The following is a 17,804-nucleotide window of genomic DNA, read 5'->3' as shown; positions in this document are numbered from 1 at the left end:
AAAGCCTTGTCCGCGCCCAAGAACTCCCCTCCTGACGAGAACCGTCAGGAGGGCTTCCGCCGCGCCACCATCGCGACCCTTCGCGCTCTCGGCGGTACGCCCGACCAGAACGTGGACTTTCAGGGCGTGGTCGTGGGCAACCGACTGCCAGCCCCTCCGGCACCAGACTCGATTCAGCTGCCTTACATGTCGCGCAGTATGCACGACCGCGAGATCCAGAAAGTCCGTGGGGCAGCCGATGCCGCGGCCCTGAAACTGCGTCACCACAAAGATGGACTGGACGCACACTTCTCCGAGCCACAGGCTCAGGAAGCCTATACCGCGCTTGAGCAGGCCCGCTGTGAAGTCTACGGCTCCCGGCATATGGCAGGTGTCCGGGCCAATCTGGATCAACGCGTCATCCAGCAATGCGCCGAGGCCGGTTGCAATCGTATGGCGACCAAGGACGACATGCCCGCCGCCATGGCACTTGGCTTTCTGGCCCGCGAAGCCATGTCCGGCGAACATGCGCCCTCACAGGCAGGCCCGGCTCTGGACGCATGGCGCTCCTCCCTTTCGCCATCTGCGCGGAATGCTCTGGCTGAAATGGCCGAAACACAGGGCGACCAAACAGCGTTCGCCAAAGCGATCACGCATCTTCTTGGTGCGTGCCAACTGACCGAACTGCCGGAAGAGATTGAGCAGCAGGCTCCGTCTGATGATTTTTCAGAAGACGAGCAGCAGTCTGAAGACGATGCAGCCGTCCCACAGGAAGACGAACAGACGCCCGCAGGCGAAGAGCCGGATCAGGAAGACGGGTATCAACCCGAGAGCGGCGAAAGCGGCGTCACAGGTGAGACGGAAATGTCTTCCGACGCGCTCGATTCCCCTGAAACAGGTTCGGAAGAAGCCGCCGGCCCTTCCGATCAGACGGGCGATGGCACGGGTACGGGCATAGCGTCGTCCTACAAAGCCTACACGACGAAGTTTGATGAGGAAGTCGGGGCGGCTGATCTGTGCGATCCGGATGAACTGGATCGCCTTCGGCAGCAGCTCGATCAGCAGCTTGTCCAGCTTCAGGGGCTCGTGTCGCGTCTGGCACACCGTCTGCAACGCCGCCTCATGGCGCAGCAGCAGCGCCGCTGGGAGTTTGAGCAGGAAGAAGGCATCATCGACGCCGGACGCCTCTCCCGCGTCGTGACCAATCCTACGATGCCGCTATCCTACAAGTATGAAACCGAAATGGAGTTCCGCGATACGGTCGTGACACTCCTGATCGACAATTCGGGCTCCATGCGTGGTCGCCCGATTGGTACAGCGGCCATCTGCGGCGACATTCTGGCACGCACGCTGGAACGCTGTGGCGTCAAAGTGGAGGTTTTGGGCTTTACCACCCGTCAATGGAAAGGTGGTCAAAGCCGGGAACAATGGGTCAAAAACGGGCGCCCACCTGAGCCAGGCCGCCTGAATGATCTGCGGCATATCATTTACAAGGACGCGGATACCCCATGGCGTCGGGCTAGGAAAAATCTGGGTCTGATGCTCCGGGATGGTCTGCTCAAGGAAAACATTGACGGGGAATCACTGCTCTGGGCCTGGAAACGCCTGAAACGGCGCCCGGAACACCGTCATATTCTGATGGTAATTTCAGATGGTGCGCCGGTGGATGACAGCACCTTCTCTGCCAATCCGCACAACTATCTTGAGAACCACCTTCGTGAGGTCATCAAGCGCATCGAGAGCGATCGCAACACAGAGCTTCTGGCCATCGGCATCGGCCATGACGTAACACGGTACTATCGACACAGCGTGACCATCAGCTCCGCCGAAGACCTGGGCGGAACCATGATGGCTCAGCTGAGCGAGCTATTCACGCCCGTCGGGCAGCGACGAGCGCGATAACAGCATCCAGCATACGGTCGGTATCGGCGGTCGTGGTGCGGTGATTGACGATCGCCGCCCTCACCGCCAGCCGACCGTTAATGCGCGTCGTAGACGGAGCTGCCACACCGCTTTCATGCAAATCCTGCACCAGTTCGGACACGTCCTGATCTGACAGGTCCTCAATTCCGAAACAGACGATGTTCAGCGTCACTGGCGCCAGAAGAACCAAACCCGGTGTCGTCTGGACACGATGTGCCAGGTTCGCCGCCACGTCGCAGCACGCTTCAACCATTTCCCCCATACGATGGGAGCCGTAATGGCCCAGCGTCATCCAGACCTTGAGCGCACGAAATCCGCGAGACAGATCAGGCCCAAAATCACAAAACCATGGCGCACCGCTCGCAAGGCCACGGGGTTCACGGGTCAGATAATCAAGGGACTGAGCGAACGCGGCCGCATGCGCTTTTCGATCACGTACGAGAACGCATCCCGCGTCATACGGAACCTGTGCCCATTTGTGGAAATCAAAAGCCAGACTATCCGCTTTCTCAATACCAGAGAGCGCATTCTCAAACCGGGACGACAGACAGGCCAGAGCCCCAAACGCTGCATCAACGTGGAACCAGAGCCCGTTCTCACGGGCAATCGCTTCGATCCCGGCAAGATCATCAATCGCACCACAATCCACGGTTCCGGCCGTTCCAGCGACCATGAACGGGGTATAGCCCGCTTCACGATCTTCCCTGATCATGCGCTTCAATGCGACCAGATCCATCCTGTGATCTGCCAGAACCGGGACCCGCCTGAGAGCATTGCTGCCAAAACCCGCTAGATCGAACGCCCTCGGAAGGCAACCATGCGCGGTTGTGGCAGCATAGCCGACCATTTTACGGCCCCCCGTGCCTTTGGAGCGTAAGGAAATATCCTGCGCGCGACTGGCTGTTATGATACTGATGAAGTTAGCCATGGAGGATCCGGTCACAAGACAACCGGAGCCGCCTTCCGGCATACCCACCATGGAGAGAGCCCAACGAATAACTTCGCGCTCGACTTCATTGGCAGCATGACTGCGACCACCACAATTAGCGTTCATGCCACCCGCCAGCATTTCCGCCAGCATCCCTACGGGCGTGCCTGCCCCGTGCACCCACCCCATGAAACCCGGATGGGTATTTCCATTGCCATAGGGAACAACAAGATCCGTAAAGCGACTGTGAAGCTCTTCGAGAGACTGCCCCTGCTCGGGGAAACCGGTTTTCAGAGCGTCACGAGCGTCCTGTGGCATAGGCTGCCAGACTGGCCCTTCCCCGACCTGCTCCATACGGTCAAACAGGGCGTCAAGCATCTGGTGCCCCATCGCACGGATGCCGCTCCAGTCTTCAGGGTCCAGTCCCGCCATGAAGAGATCCTTTTCGCTACGAGATGTCCCTAGCCGCGATACAGACCTCCCGCTGCGATGTCACGCAGCAGGCTCAGAAAAGCGCTGAATAAAGGTTTGATGACGTTGAAGAGCTGCCGCCCGTAAACAGGGACAGAACGCCATCAGAAGACCCACTGCTACCGTAGAGTGTCAACATACTGGAGGGAGTAGTCGTCTTGTCCGGGTTAATCTGCAGAAGCGCCAAATACTGCTCTGCAAAGCGCTGAACACCTTTTGGAGTGCTAAGCCGCGTTAGATCCAGCTTGTCGCCCAGCAATCGCACCTGCTGATCATAATCGAGCGCACCGAATTGGGTAGAATCAAACCCAGCGACTTTCTCTGCAACCTTCAGCAGCTTTGAATCCGACATGATATTTGTAAGCTTCGTGTCAGACGTGACGGTCCGGGTGAAATAGAGTGCATCGCCCAGACCCGGCGTTTCTTCCTGAACGCTGCTTTCATATCCATTTGTCAGGTACTTCTCCGTAATGGTTGCCACTGTATCGGCGGAAGCCAGAGGGGATGTAGACCAGTCCGAAAATGCTGTGGCAAACGCTTTCCAAGACGCATTGCCACTTTTCTGAGCCAGAGAAGTGGAGGACGTCGGATCCTGTGTCATGAGTTGTTTCAGAACAGCCGTCTGATCAATATTGGACGACATGTTGTAGGCGCCAAGAACGACCTTCAGCGCCTTGTAGTTCTTCAGAAGCTGATCCGGTGTTGTGATTGAAGAGGCTTCGCTCTTGAAGGCGGTCAAAGCCTGTTGGGAGTCGGTGCTTGTCTTCTCCCATTTGGTGACGGCCGTCTGCTCATCTTTGACGATGGAGAGATACTGCGGCACCGCTGGCATGGCGGAAATGGACGAAGACATGCACACTCACCCGCAAGAAAGGATATTGGGGAACCATTGTCTCTCCATAATCCTAAGAGAGTCTTAACGGTCTTGAAGCAACACGTTGTCCAAGAGATCGGACACCACCAGCACCGAGGGCATGATGTCTTTCCGCACCTTTCTTCTGACGGCCATCGCGACGGCTCTTCCAGCCTTCGCATCCTCCGCTTTCGCAGACACACTGCCCAATATTCCCGCGTCCTGCTTCACGTATTCGCTTAGCGGCCACCAAGCTGCATCACATGGATTCTCTGCCTCAGGAATGCATGCAACCCTGACAGGCACCGGCATTGGACTGGATATTGGCCCTATCAGTCTGAAAGACCCGAAAAGTGCCGTTGAAGAATCGAAACTCGAACAGTTCAACGCGACTGCGGCCTATGCAGCCCTCAGCGCCTTCCGCGGCGGCCTAAGCCCGGCGTGTCAGGGTCAGGACGCAACCATCACGGTTCATAATATCCATGAGGGTACACCGGAAGCGTCCTGGAGTAACGTGAAGCTGTCTCGCCCCGGCCATACGATGACGATTCAGCACGCGACCATCAATGCCGTTGAGACCAATCCTGATCTTCGCATGAAGGTCAATGGAACTGGCATCCACGATTCGAAACAGCCGCTTATTCCGTCCGCACTCTCGGCTGATCTAACCATCCACGGACTTTCCGGTGCGTCACAGCAGATCACCATCAACGCCCTGCACGCTGTCTCCGGCAGCAGCACGGTCGATGGAACCGGAACCATCCAGATCGGATCTTCCGCAGCGACATCAACTGCCGACACGCATGTCAGCATCACAAACATTGCTGACCTGATCGAAAAAATTCACCAGACGGCACCAACCAAGGTCGTCACTGCCCTGACGATCGCCCGCCTGATGGGCCGCCAGAATGGCGACACCACCAGTTGGGACATTGCTCTTCAGGGTGGCGTTGTGACGGTCAATCGTATCCCGCTTCCAATCGCCGTTCCTTAAAAAGAACCGGAAGACGCGCTCAGTCCGCGTCTTCCACCTTCCGCACCAGTTTACACAGAACGGTCGTCACCTTCTTTGCAAAACCAATCCGGGTGGCGTTCGTCATTTCCCGGATCACGGCCAGCTTGTGGTCCGGGCGAATCTTTACACCCGAGTCCTTCTTTCGTGTCGCCCAGTCGATCAGCCCGGCGGGATTGCGGAACCGGTTCTTGCGGAACTGAAGCACCATGCCCTTCGGCCCGGCTTCCAGACGCTCCACACCCGCTTCACGGCACAGCCGCTTGATGAGCACCACGTCCAGCAGATTGCCGACTTCTGGCGGCAAGGATCCGAAACGGTCCACAAGTTCAGCGCGCATGGCTTCGACTTCCGCGTCCCCATTCAGAGATGCAATGCGGCGATAAAGCCCCAGACGAACGGGCAGATCGGGGACATAGGTTTCAGGAATAAGAACTGGCAGGCCCAGAATGATATTGGGCGTCCAGCTCTCATCCTCTTCTGCCTTGCGACCCCGCTCGCGGCGGAGATCCAGAACCGCGTCTTCCAGCATCTGCTGATACAGCTCGATACCGACTTCCTTGATGTGACCGGACTGCTCATCGCCCAGCAGATTGCCAGCACCACGCAGATCCAAGTCATGAGAGGCCAGCGTGAACCCTGCTCCCAGAGAATCCAGCGTCTGCATAATTTCCAGACGCTTCTCGGAAGCCGCCGAAAGCGGGTTCGTCTGCGGCCAGGTCAGATACGCATAACCACGCTGCTTGCCACGACCCACACGCCCACGAAGCTGGTAAAGCTGCCCTAGCCCGAACATATCCGCCCGGTGGATGATGATCGTGTTTACGCTGGGCATATCCAACCCGCTTTCCACGATATTGGTGGAGAGCAGGATATCGTACTTCCCATCCGCAAACTCGGTCATGACCCGTTCGAGTTCCGTAGGCGTCAGACGGCCATGGGCCTGAACAACCTTGGCGTCCGGTACGATCTCGGCCAGACGATCCGCCATCCGGTCCAGATCCGCCAGACGCGGCAGGACGCAGAAGACCTGACCACCCCGAAAACGCTCGCGCTGAATGGCCTCACGGATCATCACGCTATCAAACGGCGTAATGAACGTGCGGACAGCCAGACGATCCGTCGGGGGCGTGGCGATCAGGCTCATTTCACGCACGCCGGACAGGGATAGCTGAAGCGTGCGCGGCAATGGCGTGGCGGAGAGCGTCAGTACGTGCACGTCTTCACGCAGAGCCTTGAGCTTCTCCTTGTGAGCCACACCGAAATGCTGTTCTTCATCGATAATGAGAAGGCCTAGGCGATTGAAGGACACTGTCTTGGCGAGCAACGCATGCGTTCCAATGACAATATCAAGACGGCCATCAGCCATCTCTTCGCGCACCTTCGTTGCTTCCTTGGGCGTCACCATACGCGACAACTGGGCAATCCGGACGGGCAGGCCTTCAAAGCGGGCGACGAACCCCCGATAATGCTGACGCGCCAGCAAAGTCGTCGGGACGACAACAGCCACCTGCATGCCAGACAAAGCGGCCACGAAGGCTGCCCGCAGTGCCACTTCCGTCTTTCCGAACCCGACGTCGCCACAAATCAGACGATCCATCGGACGTCCGGAACTCATATCTTCCAGAACATCCGCAATGGCGCGGGACTGATCTTCAGTCTCCACAAATGCAAAGCGCGCACAAAATTCGTCCCACAGACCTTCAGCAGGTGCCAGCGTCGGTGCTTCGCGCATCGCACGGGCGGCAGCGGTTCGGATCAGTTCACCCGCCATAACGCGGATGCGCGACTTCATCTTGGCCTTGCGGGCCTGCCACGCCGTACCGCCCAATTTATCAAGCTGAACACTGGCCTGCTCAGAGCCGAATCGGCTCAGAAGCTCAATATTCTCAACCGGGAGAAGAAGCCGCTGCTCTCCATCATAGAAAATGGAGAGGTAATCATGCGCCACCCGACCTTCGCGAATGGTCTGCAAGCCCACATAGCGCCCGATGCCGTAGTCCTGATGAACAACCAGATCGCCTTCCGCGATTTCCCCAACCTGGGAAATAAACTGCTCGCCACGCTTCTTGCGGCGGGGCGGCCGGGAAACCCGCTCACCCAGAAGATCCTGTTCAGAGACGAAGCACAGCCGATCCGAAACAAAGCCGCGCTCCAGCCCGAGCACCAGCAGTCCAACCGTGCCGCGTGACATGCCCGCAGCAGATGGCCAGTCATCATGGCTTTCCGTGGTCAGGCCATGTTCCTGAAGCAGATGGGCAATCCGCTCGCGCGAACCGCGGCTCCAGGCAGTCACATAGGTCCGTCGGCCAGACTGCGCCCAGTCTTCTACCTGCTTGCCGAACGCCTCGAACACGCCATCACGCGACCCATCCTTGGCTCGTGCGAAAAGCGGGCCTGGACGATTGCCCGCATCAATGCCGTCCCCAAGGTCTGGTTTTGCAAAAGCGTTGAGCAGCACAGATGGCGTACGGGAGAGCATCGCGTCCCAGCCATGCCGATCCAGATACAGGCGATGCGGGGGAAGCGCGCGATAGGGCATCTCCCCTTCCCGAACGGGGACACGACGGGCCTCATAATGGTCCGCAATCATATCCAGCCGGGCTTTCAAAATATCTGGAGCGTGGCTGTCAAAACTGACGGCTGCATCAGGAAGATAATCCAAAAGCGTTTCCATCTGATGGCCATCGCCATCATGGAACAGTGGCAGATAATGCTCCAAGCCCGGATAGCGGCGACCGTCCGAGACGTTCTCGTAGATCGTATCCGACGCAGCCCCCGGGCCGAATGTATCGCGCCAGCCTGTCCGGAAGCGACTAATGCTGTCCGGGCCCAGCGAGAATTCAGAAACGGGACGCAGTTCGAACCGGGCCAGCTTTTCAGTTGAACGCTGCGTGCCGACGTCAAACGCACGGATATTCTCGACTTCATCGCCAAACAGATCGAGGCGGATCGGGTCCGGCGCACCAGACGGAAACAGATCGAAAATTCCGCCACGCGTTGCGAATTCGCCAGCTTCCATGACGGTATCCGTCCGGGTGTAACCATTGGCGACCAGAACTTCGATCAGCATGGACTGGTCCAGCATTTCGCCGGTGGCTACGCTGATGGACTGCCCTTTGAAGGCTGAACGCGGGGGGACGCGCTGCAGAAGGCTGTGAACTGTCGTCAGAACAATCCGGCGCGCCTTGGTCGGCTCCAGCAGGCGACAGAGCGTTCCGACCCGTTCGGCCACGATGACGGAATTTGGAGAGACGCGGTCATAAGGCAGACAGTCCCAAGCCGGCAGGCGCAGGACTTCGACTTCGGGCATCAGATAGGCCAGCATGTCCGCAAGGGAGGCCACGGCGGCGTCGTCCCGGGCAACATGTAAAAGCGCTCCATCATGTTCGGACAATCGCTGGCGCAGCAGGAGGGCTACGCTTCCATCAGGCACACCCCAGACGGTTGGACCAAAGGATGCGAGTGGCATTTCACGGGTCATGGTTTCGTTTTGTTCCATCCTGCTCTTGCCCTATACCTGCCGTTTCATAGCCTGACACATCAAGAGGAGCCGGGGAGCGCCCGTTGCAATGCAGTCCGAACAGCCGTCTCCAGATCTTCTTGCCCCGCTCTTCGCACCCCTGACGTCCCTGCCCGGTATCGGGCCGCGACATGCCAGTCTGCTGGAAAAGATCGCAGGCGGACGGCGCGTCCTGGACCTGCTGTTCACTCTTCCCGAGCGGATCGTTGATCGGCGCATTCTGCGCACAGTTGCCGCCGGACACAATCTCGCGCCCGGAGAAATCCTGACAACGCGTGTCCGTGTCGTTTCGATGCGCAAAGCTGCACGCCCCGGACAGCCCTCCGTCATCCGCACGGAAGACGATACGGGACGGCTGGATCTGGTTTTCTTCCAGCAGAAGAATATGCCAGCCCCGACTGTAGGTGCGGAACTCCTTGTGTCCGGCAAAACCAGCCGCTTTCAGGGCGAACTGACCATGCCGCAGCCAGATCACGTTACAAGCTGGAGTAAGCGGGACAGTTTTCCCCGACTTGAGCCCGTCTGGCCCCTGACGGCTGGCCTGTTTCCCTACACGGTACGCAAGGCCATGAAGGCTGCTCTGGCCCTCCTGCCAGATTTTCCCGAATGGCAGGATCCGGCTCTTGTTCGCAAACGACGTTGGCTGTCCTTTTCACAAGCCCTCAGGCTCATACAGGCGCCGGAAAACAGTCCTGCTGATGTGGAATGGGCGCCTCTGCGTGAGAGAGCTTTGACCCGCCTTGCAGCCGACGAACTTCTAGCTGACCAGCTCTGTTTTGGCCTCGCACGCCTCAAAGCCCGCAGCCGGTCGGGCCGAAGCATGCCGGGAGATGGCACACTCCGCGCCGAACTCAGCCGTCGCTTTGGTTACCCCCCCACGGAGGCACAATCACGCGCCATCGCGGAAATCCTGAAAGACATGGCGTCGCCCACGCCCATGATGCGCCTTCTTCAAGGCGATGTGGGAGCGGGTAAGACATTCGTCGCCATGAATGCCATGCTTCAAGCTGTGGAATCCGGCGCTCAGGCTGCACTTATGGCTCCAACGGAAATTTTGGCCCGCCAGCATTTCGAGACCCTTTCCCGCCTTTGTCCGACCGAATGCGTGTATCTGAGCGGGACCATCAAGGGTGCAGCACGCCGGGAAACGCTGGCCGCAATCGCCGATGGAACGGCCAAAATCGTTATCGGGACACATGCCCTTTTTCAGGACGGCGTCACTTTCGCGGATCTCGGGCTGGCAGTCATCGACGAGCAGCATCGGTTTGGCGTTGAACAGCGGATGAACCTCAGCGCCAAGGGCGAGGCCACAGACATTCTGGTCATGACGGCTACGCCTATTCCCCGAACACTCCAGTTGATGGAATGGGGCGAAATGAGCGTCAGTCGTCTGGATTCAAAACCAGCAGGACGTCAGCCAATCCGCACAACGCTGCACAGTATGGAAGCAATGCCGGAAATTCTCGCTGCCATCTCCCGTGCGATTGCAGATAATGTACAGGTTTTCTGGGTCTGCCCGTTGATTGAGAATAGCGAAACCCAATCCGCCGCTGCCGCCGAAGAGCGATGGGCCATGTTGAGCGAACGCTTTCCCGGTATCGTCGGGCTAGCGCATGGCAAACAGGATATCGCAATCCGCCAGGCCGCTCTTGAAGCTTTCCGCCTGGGAGAAACCCGCATTCTGGTTGCAACCACTGTAATCGAAGTGGGTGTGGACATCCCGAATGCCTCCGTCATGGTGATCGAACAGGCCGAACGATTTGGGTTGGCTCAGCTTCATCAATTGCGCGGACGCGTCGGAAGGGGGGCAAAAAAATCGTTCTGCTTGCTGCTTCATGATGGCATGGCTACGCCAACTGCCGTCAAACGCCTCACCCTTTTACGCGACACAAACGATGGATTTATGATTGCTGACGAAGATTACCGGATTCGCGGCGGTGGAGACCTTGCAGGAAATCGCCAATCTGGCCTTCCCGGCTTTCGTCTGGCTCAAGGTGCACGCCTGTCTCTTCTGGTAACCGCCATGCAGCAGGACTCCGAACGAGAACTCGGCCGAAACCCTCACCTTGAAGGATCTCGAGGAGCGGCGCTTCGGACCCTTCTGTTTCTTTTTGATCGCAACGAACCAGACCGACTTTTGATCTCTGGTTAGAAGATCGTTAAAGATAAGTGTGTAATCCAAGCGTCTGAAGAAGGAACTTTTTCTACTTCAGATGGTTACAACGGCTTCAGAATACTGGGCATTAAAGTATGACGTTAACTGGTACAGATCGGCATGCGGCCTCTCTTTCAACTGGAAACATGCCTGCCAGTTATCAACCCATTCTCAGAGTGGCTCTCGCTATTACCGGAGTATCATCGGCAGCCGTCTACAATTTTTCCACTACTACAGCTTTGCCTGTAGAGATTTCCCGTATTGGTCCATCTTTTTCGGATCAGGTTCAAAATTTCCCATTTTCTGACCTATTTCATTCTTCTTCAGTCGTGAAATTCAAAACCGAGGGCGGCCACAGTATCCACGGCGTAGCCATCGGCAATCCTGCGTCTCCGCGACAGATAGCTCTTTTGATATTCGCAAATGATGAAACCAAATTTCATTCTTCCAGCGACGCTGTACTCGAGGACATGGCCGAACTGATACGTAGCCCTGTCGAAAACTCCCCTTTCGCCATGCCTAATCGACTACAAACCCTCGAAGCCATTCAATCCCATATTGACCAAACAAAAGATCTTACGAAGCGCGCAAACTTTGGACTGATCTGGTTCAATCTCGATCACCTGTCTTTCATCAACGAAAGATATGGCTGGGATACCGCGGATCACATGCTTGAAGAGATTATCAACCGCGTTGCTAATCTTCTCCCTCAAGGCAGTTTTTTCGGCAGCATGGGCGGAGGTAATTTCGTCGTTCTCACACCACCGGGTCACACAGCAGTGACGACGCGGTCTCTTATGACATCGATCCTGCACATATCAAACAAACCCATCTGTCTTGCAGAAATGTCCCTTCCTTTTTCTCTTTCCGTCGGCTGGGGCATGTTTCCCGAAGATGGAAAATCTGTTGAAGCTCTGCTGACAGGTGCCAAGGCAGCATTGGTCGAAGCACAGAGAACTGGTGGCGGACATGAAAGACGCGCCTCAACAGAAAAAACAGAACTTCATCTTCAATCCTCCAGTCTTGAGCAGGACCTCGCCCAAGCCGCCGAGAAAAATGCCCTGTTCCTGAAATGGATGCCGATCGTCGATACAGCGTCCCAGAGAGTGATTGCCCATGAGGCTCTACTCAGATGGAACAGACCCAGTCATGGTGAGGTTTCGCCTGAACTTTTCATTCGATGCGCTGAAGAAGCCGGAATGGTAGAGGTTTTGGATACCTGGAGTCTTCGACATGCGTGCAAGGCAGCGGCACAGTGGGAAAAGCCTTACCGGGTCTGCGTCAATATTTCTCCCGTCTGGCTGGCAAGCGAAAGGCTTTCGAAACTCATTGCAGAAATCCTGCAGGAGACTGGTCTTGCCCCTAACCGTCTTCAGATAGAAATGTCTGAATCTCGTTTTTTTGGGCCAGAAGACATTACATTCCGCGAATTAGCGCGTGTTCGTGCACTCGGTGTAAGACTTGCTCTGGATGACTTTGGCTCAGGCCATTCTTCTCTGGAGCGCCTACGATTTTATCCACTTGATCAGATCAAGCTCGACAGAGGCTTCATCAAGGGGCTGGGTGAAAATGATCGCGCCAATGATGTGATGTCTTCTGTTCTGGCTCTGGCTCGCGCCCTGAACATCACAACCTGCGCAAAAGGCGTGGAAACCGAATATCAGATGGCGTTTCTGGACGCCTACGGCTGCGAGGAAGTACAGGGATACCTGCTAGGCTCACCCGTTCTAGACCAGACACAGCCTCTCTCTCGCCCCGCATAAAAAAACCCCGGAGAACCGGGGCTTCAAAATGATCCAAATCAGATCAGAATTTCACGGACAGTTTCAGTGATCCGTAATTGAACAGTCCTGCCTTCTGAGTCTTGAATTGAGCCGTCTGCCAGTTCTGGCTGTAGGACAGTCGAACGCCGTGCCACATCACAGCCACACCGGCATGAATTTCACCCACATCCCAGACTTTGTCGACATGCGGAGCATTCGCACGCACTGTGCTGCCCTGAAGGCTGGAGTCGTACCCTACAGCCTGACCTTCGACACCAGCGTAGAAATACCACGCCAAAGGACGGGTTGCACGGAAGGCATCCGTTCCATCCGTTCCTGGGCCAATTGTCGAGTTTCCAAAATCACTGTTCAGACCCTGACCGATACGGAAAGTCGCGGCCGCATCAGCATACGTACGATAGTCACCTGCTGCGCCAGATACGGCAGGAAGAACATCCATCCCGACGCCATAGAGATTCACGATCGGCAAACGCCAGATACGTCCTGCCTGAATCTGCATGATCGGCTGGTTGGCCAACTGGTGGCTCCAGCCTTTGTTCGGCGTATCACTGATCAGATTGTGGAAACCGTTCTGAACCTGGCGTCCCAAACCTGCCGGGCCCATGACACCAAACTGGATTCCCATAACCGTACGGGACAGATCCGTATCGTTAATGAGATTAACAGTTCCCAACAGAAGACCGGCGTATGGACGGTCTCCCTGCGGTGGCTGAGCCATCTGGGTTTCACGGGGCGTCATGATCAACTGCTGAAGCCCGATACTGATGCGCTGCTGACCATTACCCATCAGGAAGTGATTCAGATTCGCAAACGGAAGCGGCAGATTGTCCGTGCCCGATGTCCAGTTGATACGCAGACCCGAGGTGTAATACTGATCCGACGTTCCCTTGAGCGTTGAAACTGCATCGTTTTCACCTTGGATCGTCCAGGTCCCGTAGGGATCCTGAAGAGGGGTCGCCATGGCGGACGAAGAGGCCAGTGCAAGCAGGGCTGTGGCCCCGAGGGAAAGAGTCAGTCGGGTCTGCATAGGCACCTCTGTTCTCGCGAACGATCAGGATCTGGGGCATTTATAATGCGTCTGTATGTCATCTCCGGGCTGTGAAGCAAAGCCTTCCAGCAGGCGTGACAATCTTAAAATCCGCGCGAGTTGGGCGCTTCTCTCACTTTCGTTGTGGCAGGAGGGCAAAAAACCATGCTAGTGATTCTCTTAGAGGAAGGCGCTGGCGCTGAACTCACCTTTTTTGAAATACGTCACGGCAGGGAATTGACCCCCTTCGTGGCGCCCCAGTCTCGGGATTAGACCGTTGAGAAACAACAGAACCGACCGCAGCTTTAACTCACCTCGCCGCGGCGGGTTTGACGGGGACTATTCGTCCCAGCCGTCCTATGGTGACCGTGGTGGCTTCGGTGGCGGCGGTGGTGGTGGCTTCGGCGCCCCTCGCCGTGGCGGCGCTGGCAGCAGCTTCGTCACAGCATCCGGCCCAGAAATCAGCTCACGCGTTAAGTGGTTCAACACGGAGAAGGGCTTCGGCTTCGTGGAACTCGCTGACGGCTCCGGGGATGTGTTCCTGCACGCCAACGCTCTTGGCAACGCTGGTGTAAGCAGCGTCAACCCGGGCGCAACCGTTGTTGTTCGCATCGGTCAGGGCCCGAAGGGTCGCCAGGTTGCGGAAGTTCTTTCCGTTGACGAAAGCACGGCTGAAGCACCGCGTCCGCGCGCTCAGTTCGGCGCTCCGCAGCAGCCGCGCTTTGGTGGTCCGTCCGCTCGTCCGGGCCGTCCGGCTCCTGACCTGTCCGACGCACAGGACATCCGCGGCACCGTGAAGTGGTACAACTCCACGAAGGGCTTCGGCTTCATCACACCTGACTCCGGTGGCAAGGACATTTTCGTCCACGCTTCCGCTCTTGAGCGTTCCCAGCTTGCAACCCTCGACGAAGGCCAGACGATTAACGTCAAGGTTGTTCAGGGTCAGAAGGGTCCGGAAGCTGCTGTCATCAGCGCTGACTGATCTCCCTTCAGCGCTTTGCTGAACGAATAGAAAAACCGCTGTGGACCAAGTCCACAGCGGTTTTTTTTGTTTCTGTCTAATATGCTGTTTAGCGAGACAAAAAAGTAATTTGGTTAGTGTTTCAAAAAAACTGGCGCTACCGAAGATTTAATAATCCCTGCCCTTGCTGCGGATCAGGCGCGCCTTGTCACGCTGCCAGTCGCGCTCTGCAATCGCGTGACGCTTGTCCTCTTTCTTGCGGCCCTGCCCTAATCCGATCGTTACTTTCGCGACTCCACGGTCGTTGAAGTGAATATCCAAAGGCACGAGAGAAGCGCCCGCCCGCGTTACAGCAGACAGGTAATGGGCAATCTGCTTTTTGTGCATCAGAAGCTTACGAGGCGCTCTTGGCTCGAAACGAGACAGAACACCGCCCTGATACTCAGGAATATAGGCATTGAAGAGCCAGATCTCGCCGTCACGTTCAGCAGCATAGGCTTCCGTGATCGTTGAACGACCTAATCTGAGGCTTTTCACCTCAGGACCTTTCAGAACGATACCCGCTTCCGTCGTTTCAAGAATCGTATAATCGAACCGGCCTTTACGGTTCTGAGCGACGATCCCATGAGAGATCATGCCGCTCTTCTCTTTTTTTCCGGCCATTTAGAAATATCAGTCCAATAGATCGAGAGAACGCAGGGCTGCGTCGATTGCCTTGCGCGTTGCATCCTGAGGCTCAACCAGCGGCAAACGCAGCGTGGCTGTGCACAGTCCCAGTCTGGACATAGCGTATTTCACTGGCCCCGGGTTGCTTTCCATAAACATGGCGTCATGCAACGGAGACAGCCGATCCTGAAGGGCGATCGCGTCCTGCACGCGCCCTTCATTCCAGGCCGCATGCATCTGTGCACACAGATCCGGCACAACATTGGACGTCACGCCGATGCAGCCATCACCACCAGCAGCAAGGAACGAAACAACCGTATTGTCGTCACCAGACAACTGGTTAAGCGGCTTCTTCACGTTCCGACGCACAGCAATCGGCCGTGCCATGTTGGCCGTAGCGTCCTTCACACCCACGATATTCTGATGCTCGCCCAGACGGCCAAGTGTTTCTGGCGTCAGATCCACGACGGAACGACCGGGAATGCAATACAGGTACATCGGCAGTGGCGTTGCATCCGCAATCGTCATGAAATGGCGGTAAAGCCCTTCCTGCGTCGGCTTATTGTAATAGGGCACGACAACCAGCAGGCTATTCGCGCCCACCGAGTGAGCATGCTTTGCCATCTGCACAGCTTCGGAGGTGCTGTTTGAACCCGCACCCGCCATAACAGGCACGCGCCCATTGGATGTCTCGACGCAGTGCGCGATGATCTGACCATGCTCTTCATGAGACAAAGTCGGGCTTTCACCGGTGGTCCCTGCGGGAACAAGACCACTGGTACCGGCTTTGATCTGGCGCTCGATGAGCTTTGTCGCCACACCGAAATCGATACGTCCATCCGTATCCATCGGGGTAACCAGAGCCGTCAGCGACCCCTTGTACATGCCCGTCTCCACCATCGTCTCGCCTCTGCTCATCATGCGTTCCATCCTGCTCTTCCGATCCGTCAGCGTCATGTGCCGGAACGAGCAAGACTGCGTGGGTATGCACCCAGAATCTTCAAATTGTCGCTGGCCTGCTCCAGTTCTTTCAAAGCGGCTGCAAGCGCAGGCTGCTCCGGATGTCCTTCGACATCCATCAGGAACTGCGTCGCCGTGAAAGAGCCGTTCAGCATGTAGCTCTCAATTCGGGTCATGTTTATACCATGCCGCGAAAATCCACCCAATGCCGCGTAAAGCGCACCTGCCGTATTTCCGACCCGCATCAGAAGCGTGGTCAGCGTATCGTTCCGACTCACATCTGGAAAATTCGGTACAGGCGCCACTCGGTAAAATCGCGTGGTGTTATGCGCCGCATCTTCCACATTCCGCCTTAGAACGGTCAGGCCGTTGAGTTCACCGGCAAGGGAGGACGCAATTGCTGCATCCTCTTTGCGACCCCATTTGGCCACCAGTTCGGCAGCTCCAGCGGTGTCAAACTCCGGGACGGCTTCCAGATTCAGCTCACGAATGAGCTTGCGAACCTGCCCAAGTGCCACGGGATGCGTATGCAAGCGGCGGATATCTGAGATTTCAGTCCCCGGAACAGCAAGAAGGCAGTGCTCAACGCGCTGGAAATGCTCTCCTACAATGTGCAGGCCAGCCTCGGGCAGCAGGGAATGAATGTCCGGCACACGCCCGGCGAGCGAGTTCTCACAAGCCAGCAGAGCTTCGTCTGCGCGTCCATCATGAACAGCCTCAATCGCAGCTGCGAAACTTGCGCATGGGAGCGTGATCCAGCCCGGACAGGCCTGACGGCACGCGAGGTCTGAATAGGCGCCAGGCTGCCCCTGAAAAGCAATGACCGGCATCAGACCAACTCCTTCACTCGTTCCAGATCTTGTGGCGTATCAACGCCCTGTGGCGCATGTTCAATACGTGCGCATCCAATGGTCATCCCGGCTTCCAGCGCCCGAAGCTGCTCAAGGCTTTCCCGGCGCTCAAGCGCCGATGGAGGCAAAGACACAAAGCGTTCAAGCGCCTGCCGTCGCCACGCGTAAACTCCAACATGGTGCCAGTGCAGACCAGCGCCCCATGGGATCGGCAGACGTGAAAAATAGAGAGCCCGTGCGACAGAAGCGGTCCCAAAATCACAGGCGATTTTCACCACCTGCTCGGCATTCCGCTCCCATTCGCTCTGTACAGGCGCGGCCAATGTCCCGATATCGAAATCGCCCTGTTTGAGAGGCTCAAGAACAGCCGTGAGGCTGGCAGGCTCAATGAGAGGCAAATCGCCCTGAAGATTGATGACAACATCATGCTCGCCATCGGGGTCCACCTGCTGAAGCGCGGCGTGGACACGGTCCGAACCGCTGGCCAGGGACGAGTCGGTCAGGACACCCTGAACGCCTTCCAGTTCACTGACGGCATCGAGAATCTCCTGATTCCCAGCGGCGACCACTACTTTCCCAATTTTTGCTTCAAGAGCCCGTTTCGCAACACGGACAATCATGGGAAGACCGCCAATATCTGCAAGGGGCTTGCGTGGAAGTCGGGTCGAGGCAAGTCTGGAGGGAATGACGATGATCGGACGCATGGCCCTT

13 protein-coding genes are annotated in these 17,804 nt (G+C 56.9%); 5 read left to right on the top strand and 8 right to left on the bottom strand.

Translation table 11 applies throughout. The features are described 5' to 3' along the window. The first annotated feature begins 6 nt into the window (after positions 1–6). On the top strand, positions 7–1,881 hold the full coding sequence (locus tag HKD32_RS07210; RefSeq protein WP_194257781.1) for a cobaltochelatase CobT-related protein: 1,875 nt from the start codon (positions 7–9) through the stop codon (positions 1,879–1,881). Here HKD32_RS07210 and HKD32_RS07205 read toward each other — a convergent pair. Beyond that, the gene (locus HKD32_RS07205; protein ID WP_194257780.1) at positions 1,850–3,262 is read right to left on the bottom strand and encodes a pyridoxal phosphate-dependent decarboxylase family protein; all 1,413 of its coding nucleotides are present in this window, start codon (positions 3,260–3,262) and stop codon (positions 1,850–1,852) included. The genes HKD32_RS07210 and HKD32_RS07205 overlap by 32 nt on opposite strands. A gap of 73 nt (positions 3,263–3,335) precedes the next feature. After that, entirely contained in the window at positions 3,336–4,154 is an 819-nt protein-coding gene (locus tag HKD32_RS07200; protein WP_061933164.1) for a DUF1217 domain-containing protein, read from the bottom strand. A gap of 121 nt (positions 4,155–4,275) precedes the next feature. Here HKD32_RS07200 and HKD32_RS07195 point away from each other — a divergent pair, with 121 nt between their 5' ends. Then, positions 4,276–5,148, top strand: a complete 873-nt coding sequence (locus tag HKD32_RS07195; protein WP_061933166.1) for a DUF2125 domain-containing protein — start codon at positions 4,276–4,278, stop codon at positions 5,146–5,148. A gap of 19 nt (positions 5,149–5,167) precedes the next feature. On the opposite strand, the gene mfd is transcribed toward HKD32_RS07195, so the two are convergent. Then, the gene (mfd, locus tag HKD32_RS07190) at positions 5,168–8,668 is read right to left on the bottom strand and encodes a transcription-repair coupling factor (protein WP_061933168.1); all 3,501 of its coding nucleotides are present in this window, start codon (positions 8,666–8,668) and stop codon (positions 5,168–5,170) included. Positions 8,669–8,738: 70 nt separating this feature from the next. On the opposite strand from mfd, the gene recG reads away from it, so the two are divergent. Next, positions 8,739–10,841 carry an ATP-dependent DNA helicase RecG gene (gene recG, locus HKD32_RS07185; protein WP_194257779.1) on the top strand — a complete coding sequence of 701 codons (2,103 nt, stop codon included), beginning with the start codon at positions 8,739–8,741 and terminating at the stop codon, positions 10,839–10,841. 473 nt (positions 10,842–11,314) lie between these two features. Beyond that, positions 11,315–12,607 (top strand): putative bifunctional diguanylate cyclase/phosphodiesterase, encoded by a 1,293-nt coding sequence (locus tag HKD32_RS07180; protein ID WP_228118857.1) that lies wholly within the window; start codon positions 11,315–11,317, stop codon positions 12,605–12,607. A 43-nt stretch (positions 12,608–12,650) separates the two neighbouring features. Here HKD32_RS07180 and HKD32_RS07175 read toward each other — a convergent pair whose 3' ends face one another. Continuing rightward, the gene (locus HKD32_RS07175) at positions 12,651–13,655 is read right to left on the bottom strand and encodes a lipid A deacylase LpxR family protein (RefSeq protein WP_061933174.1); all 1,005 of its coding nucleotides are present in this window, start codon (positions 13,653–13,655) and stop codon (positions 12,651–12,653) included. A gap of 277 nt (positions 13,656–13,932) precedes the next feature. On the opposite strand from HKD32_RS07175, the gene HKD32_RS15430 reads away from it, so the two are divergent. Next, positions 13,933–14,637, top strand: coding sequence for a cold-shock protein (locus tag HKD32_RS15430; protein ID WP_010501469.1), 705 nt, complete (start codon positions 13,933–13,935; stop codon positions 14,635–14,637). A gap of 147 nt (positions 14,638–14,784) precedes the next feature. Here HKD32_RS15430 and smpB read toward each other — a convergent pair whose 3' ends face one another. From smpB to HKD32_RS07150, 4 genes are read right to left on the bottom strand one after another with little or no spacing between them, the layout of a single operon-like run. Further along, complete coding sequence (smpB, locus tag HKD32_RS07165; RefSeq protein WP_010501467.1) at positions 14,785–15,279, bottom strand: SsrA-binding protein SmpB; 495 nt, start codon at positions 15,277–15,279, stop codon at positions 14,785–14,787. Positions 15,280–15,288: 9 nt separating this feature from the next. Next, entirely contained in the window at positions 15,289–16,212 is a 924-nt protein-coding gene (gene dapA, locus HKD32_RS07160) for a 4-hydroxy-tetrahydrodipicolinate synthase (protein ID WP_010501466.1), read from the bottom strand. A gap of 23 nt (positions 16,213–16,235) precedes the next feature. Beyond that, a complete protein-coding gene (locus tag HKD32_RS07155) occupies positions 16,236–17,072 on the bottom strand; it encodes a prephenate dehydratase (protein WP_061933177.1) in 837 nt (278 codons plus the stop codon). Continuing rightward, positions 17,072–17,797, bottom strand: a complete 726-nt coding sequence (locus tag HKD32_RS07150; RefSeq protein ID WP_194257899.1) for a 3-deoxy-manno-octulosonate cytidylyltransferase — start codon at positions 17,795–17,797, stop codon at positions 17,072–17,074. The genes HKD32_RS07155 and HKD32_RS07150 overlap by 1 nt, the downstream gene beginning before the upstream one ends. Positions 17,798–17,804: the final 7 nt, after the last annotated feature.

It is taken from the genome of Gluconobacter japonicus, assembly GCF_015244665.1.
Classification (GTDB): domain Bacteria; phylum Pseudomonadota; class Alphaproteobacteria; order Acetobacterales; family Acetobacteraceae; genus Gluconobacter; species Gluconobacter japonicus.
This window is presented reverse-complemented; position numbering and strand designations above follow the sequence as displayed.

Bases quoted from the DNA above. Each gene is read 5' to 3' on its own strand.
- HKD32_RS07205 (WP_194257780.1), bottom strand. From the start codon at position 3,262: ATGGCGGGACTGGACCCTGAAGACTGGAGCGGCATCCGTGCGATGGGG.
- HKD32_RS07200 (WP_061933164.1), bottom strand. From the start codon at position 4,154: ATGTCTTCGTCCATTTCCGCCATGCCAGCGGTGCCGCAGTATCTCTCC.
- HKD32_RS07195 (WP_061933166.1), top strand. From the start codon at position 4,276: ATGATGTCTTTCCGCACCTTTCTTCTGACGGCCATCGCGACGGCTCTT.
- mfd (WP_061933168.1), bottom strand. From the start codon at position 8,668: ATGGAACAAAACGAAACCATGACCCGTGAAATGCCACTCGCATCCTTT.
- recG (WP_194257779.1), top strand. From the start codon at position 8,739: ATGCAGTCCGAACAGCCGTCTCCAGATCTTCTTGCCCCGCTCTTCGCA.
- HKD32_RS07180 (WP_228118857.1), top strand. From the start codon at position 11,315: ATGGCCGAACTGATACGTAGCCCTGTCGAAAACTCCCCTTTCGCCATG.
- HKD32_RS07175 (WP_061933174.1), bottom strand. From the start codon at position 13,655: ATGCAGACCCGACTGACTCTTTCCCTCGGGGCCACAGCCCTGCTTGCA.
- smpB (WP_010501467.1), bottom strand. From the start codon at position 15,279: ATGGCCGGAAAAAAAGAGAAGAGCGGCATGATCTCTCATGGGATCGTC.
- dapA (WP_010501466.1), bottom strand. From the start codon at position 16,212: ATGGAACGCATGATGAGCAGAGGCGAGACGATGGTGGAGACGGGCATG.
- HKD32_RS07155 (WP_061933177.1), bottom strand. From the start codon at position 17,072: ATGCCGGTCATTGCTTTTCAGGGGCAGCCTGGCGCCTATTCAGACCTC.
- HKD32_RS07150 (WP_194257899.1), bottom strand. From the start codon at position 17,797: ATGCGTCCGATCATCGTCATTCCCTCCAGACTTGCCTCGACCCGACTT.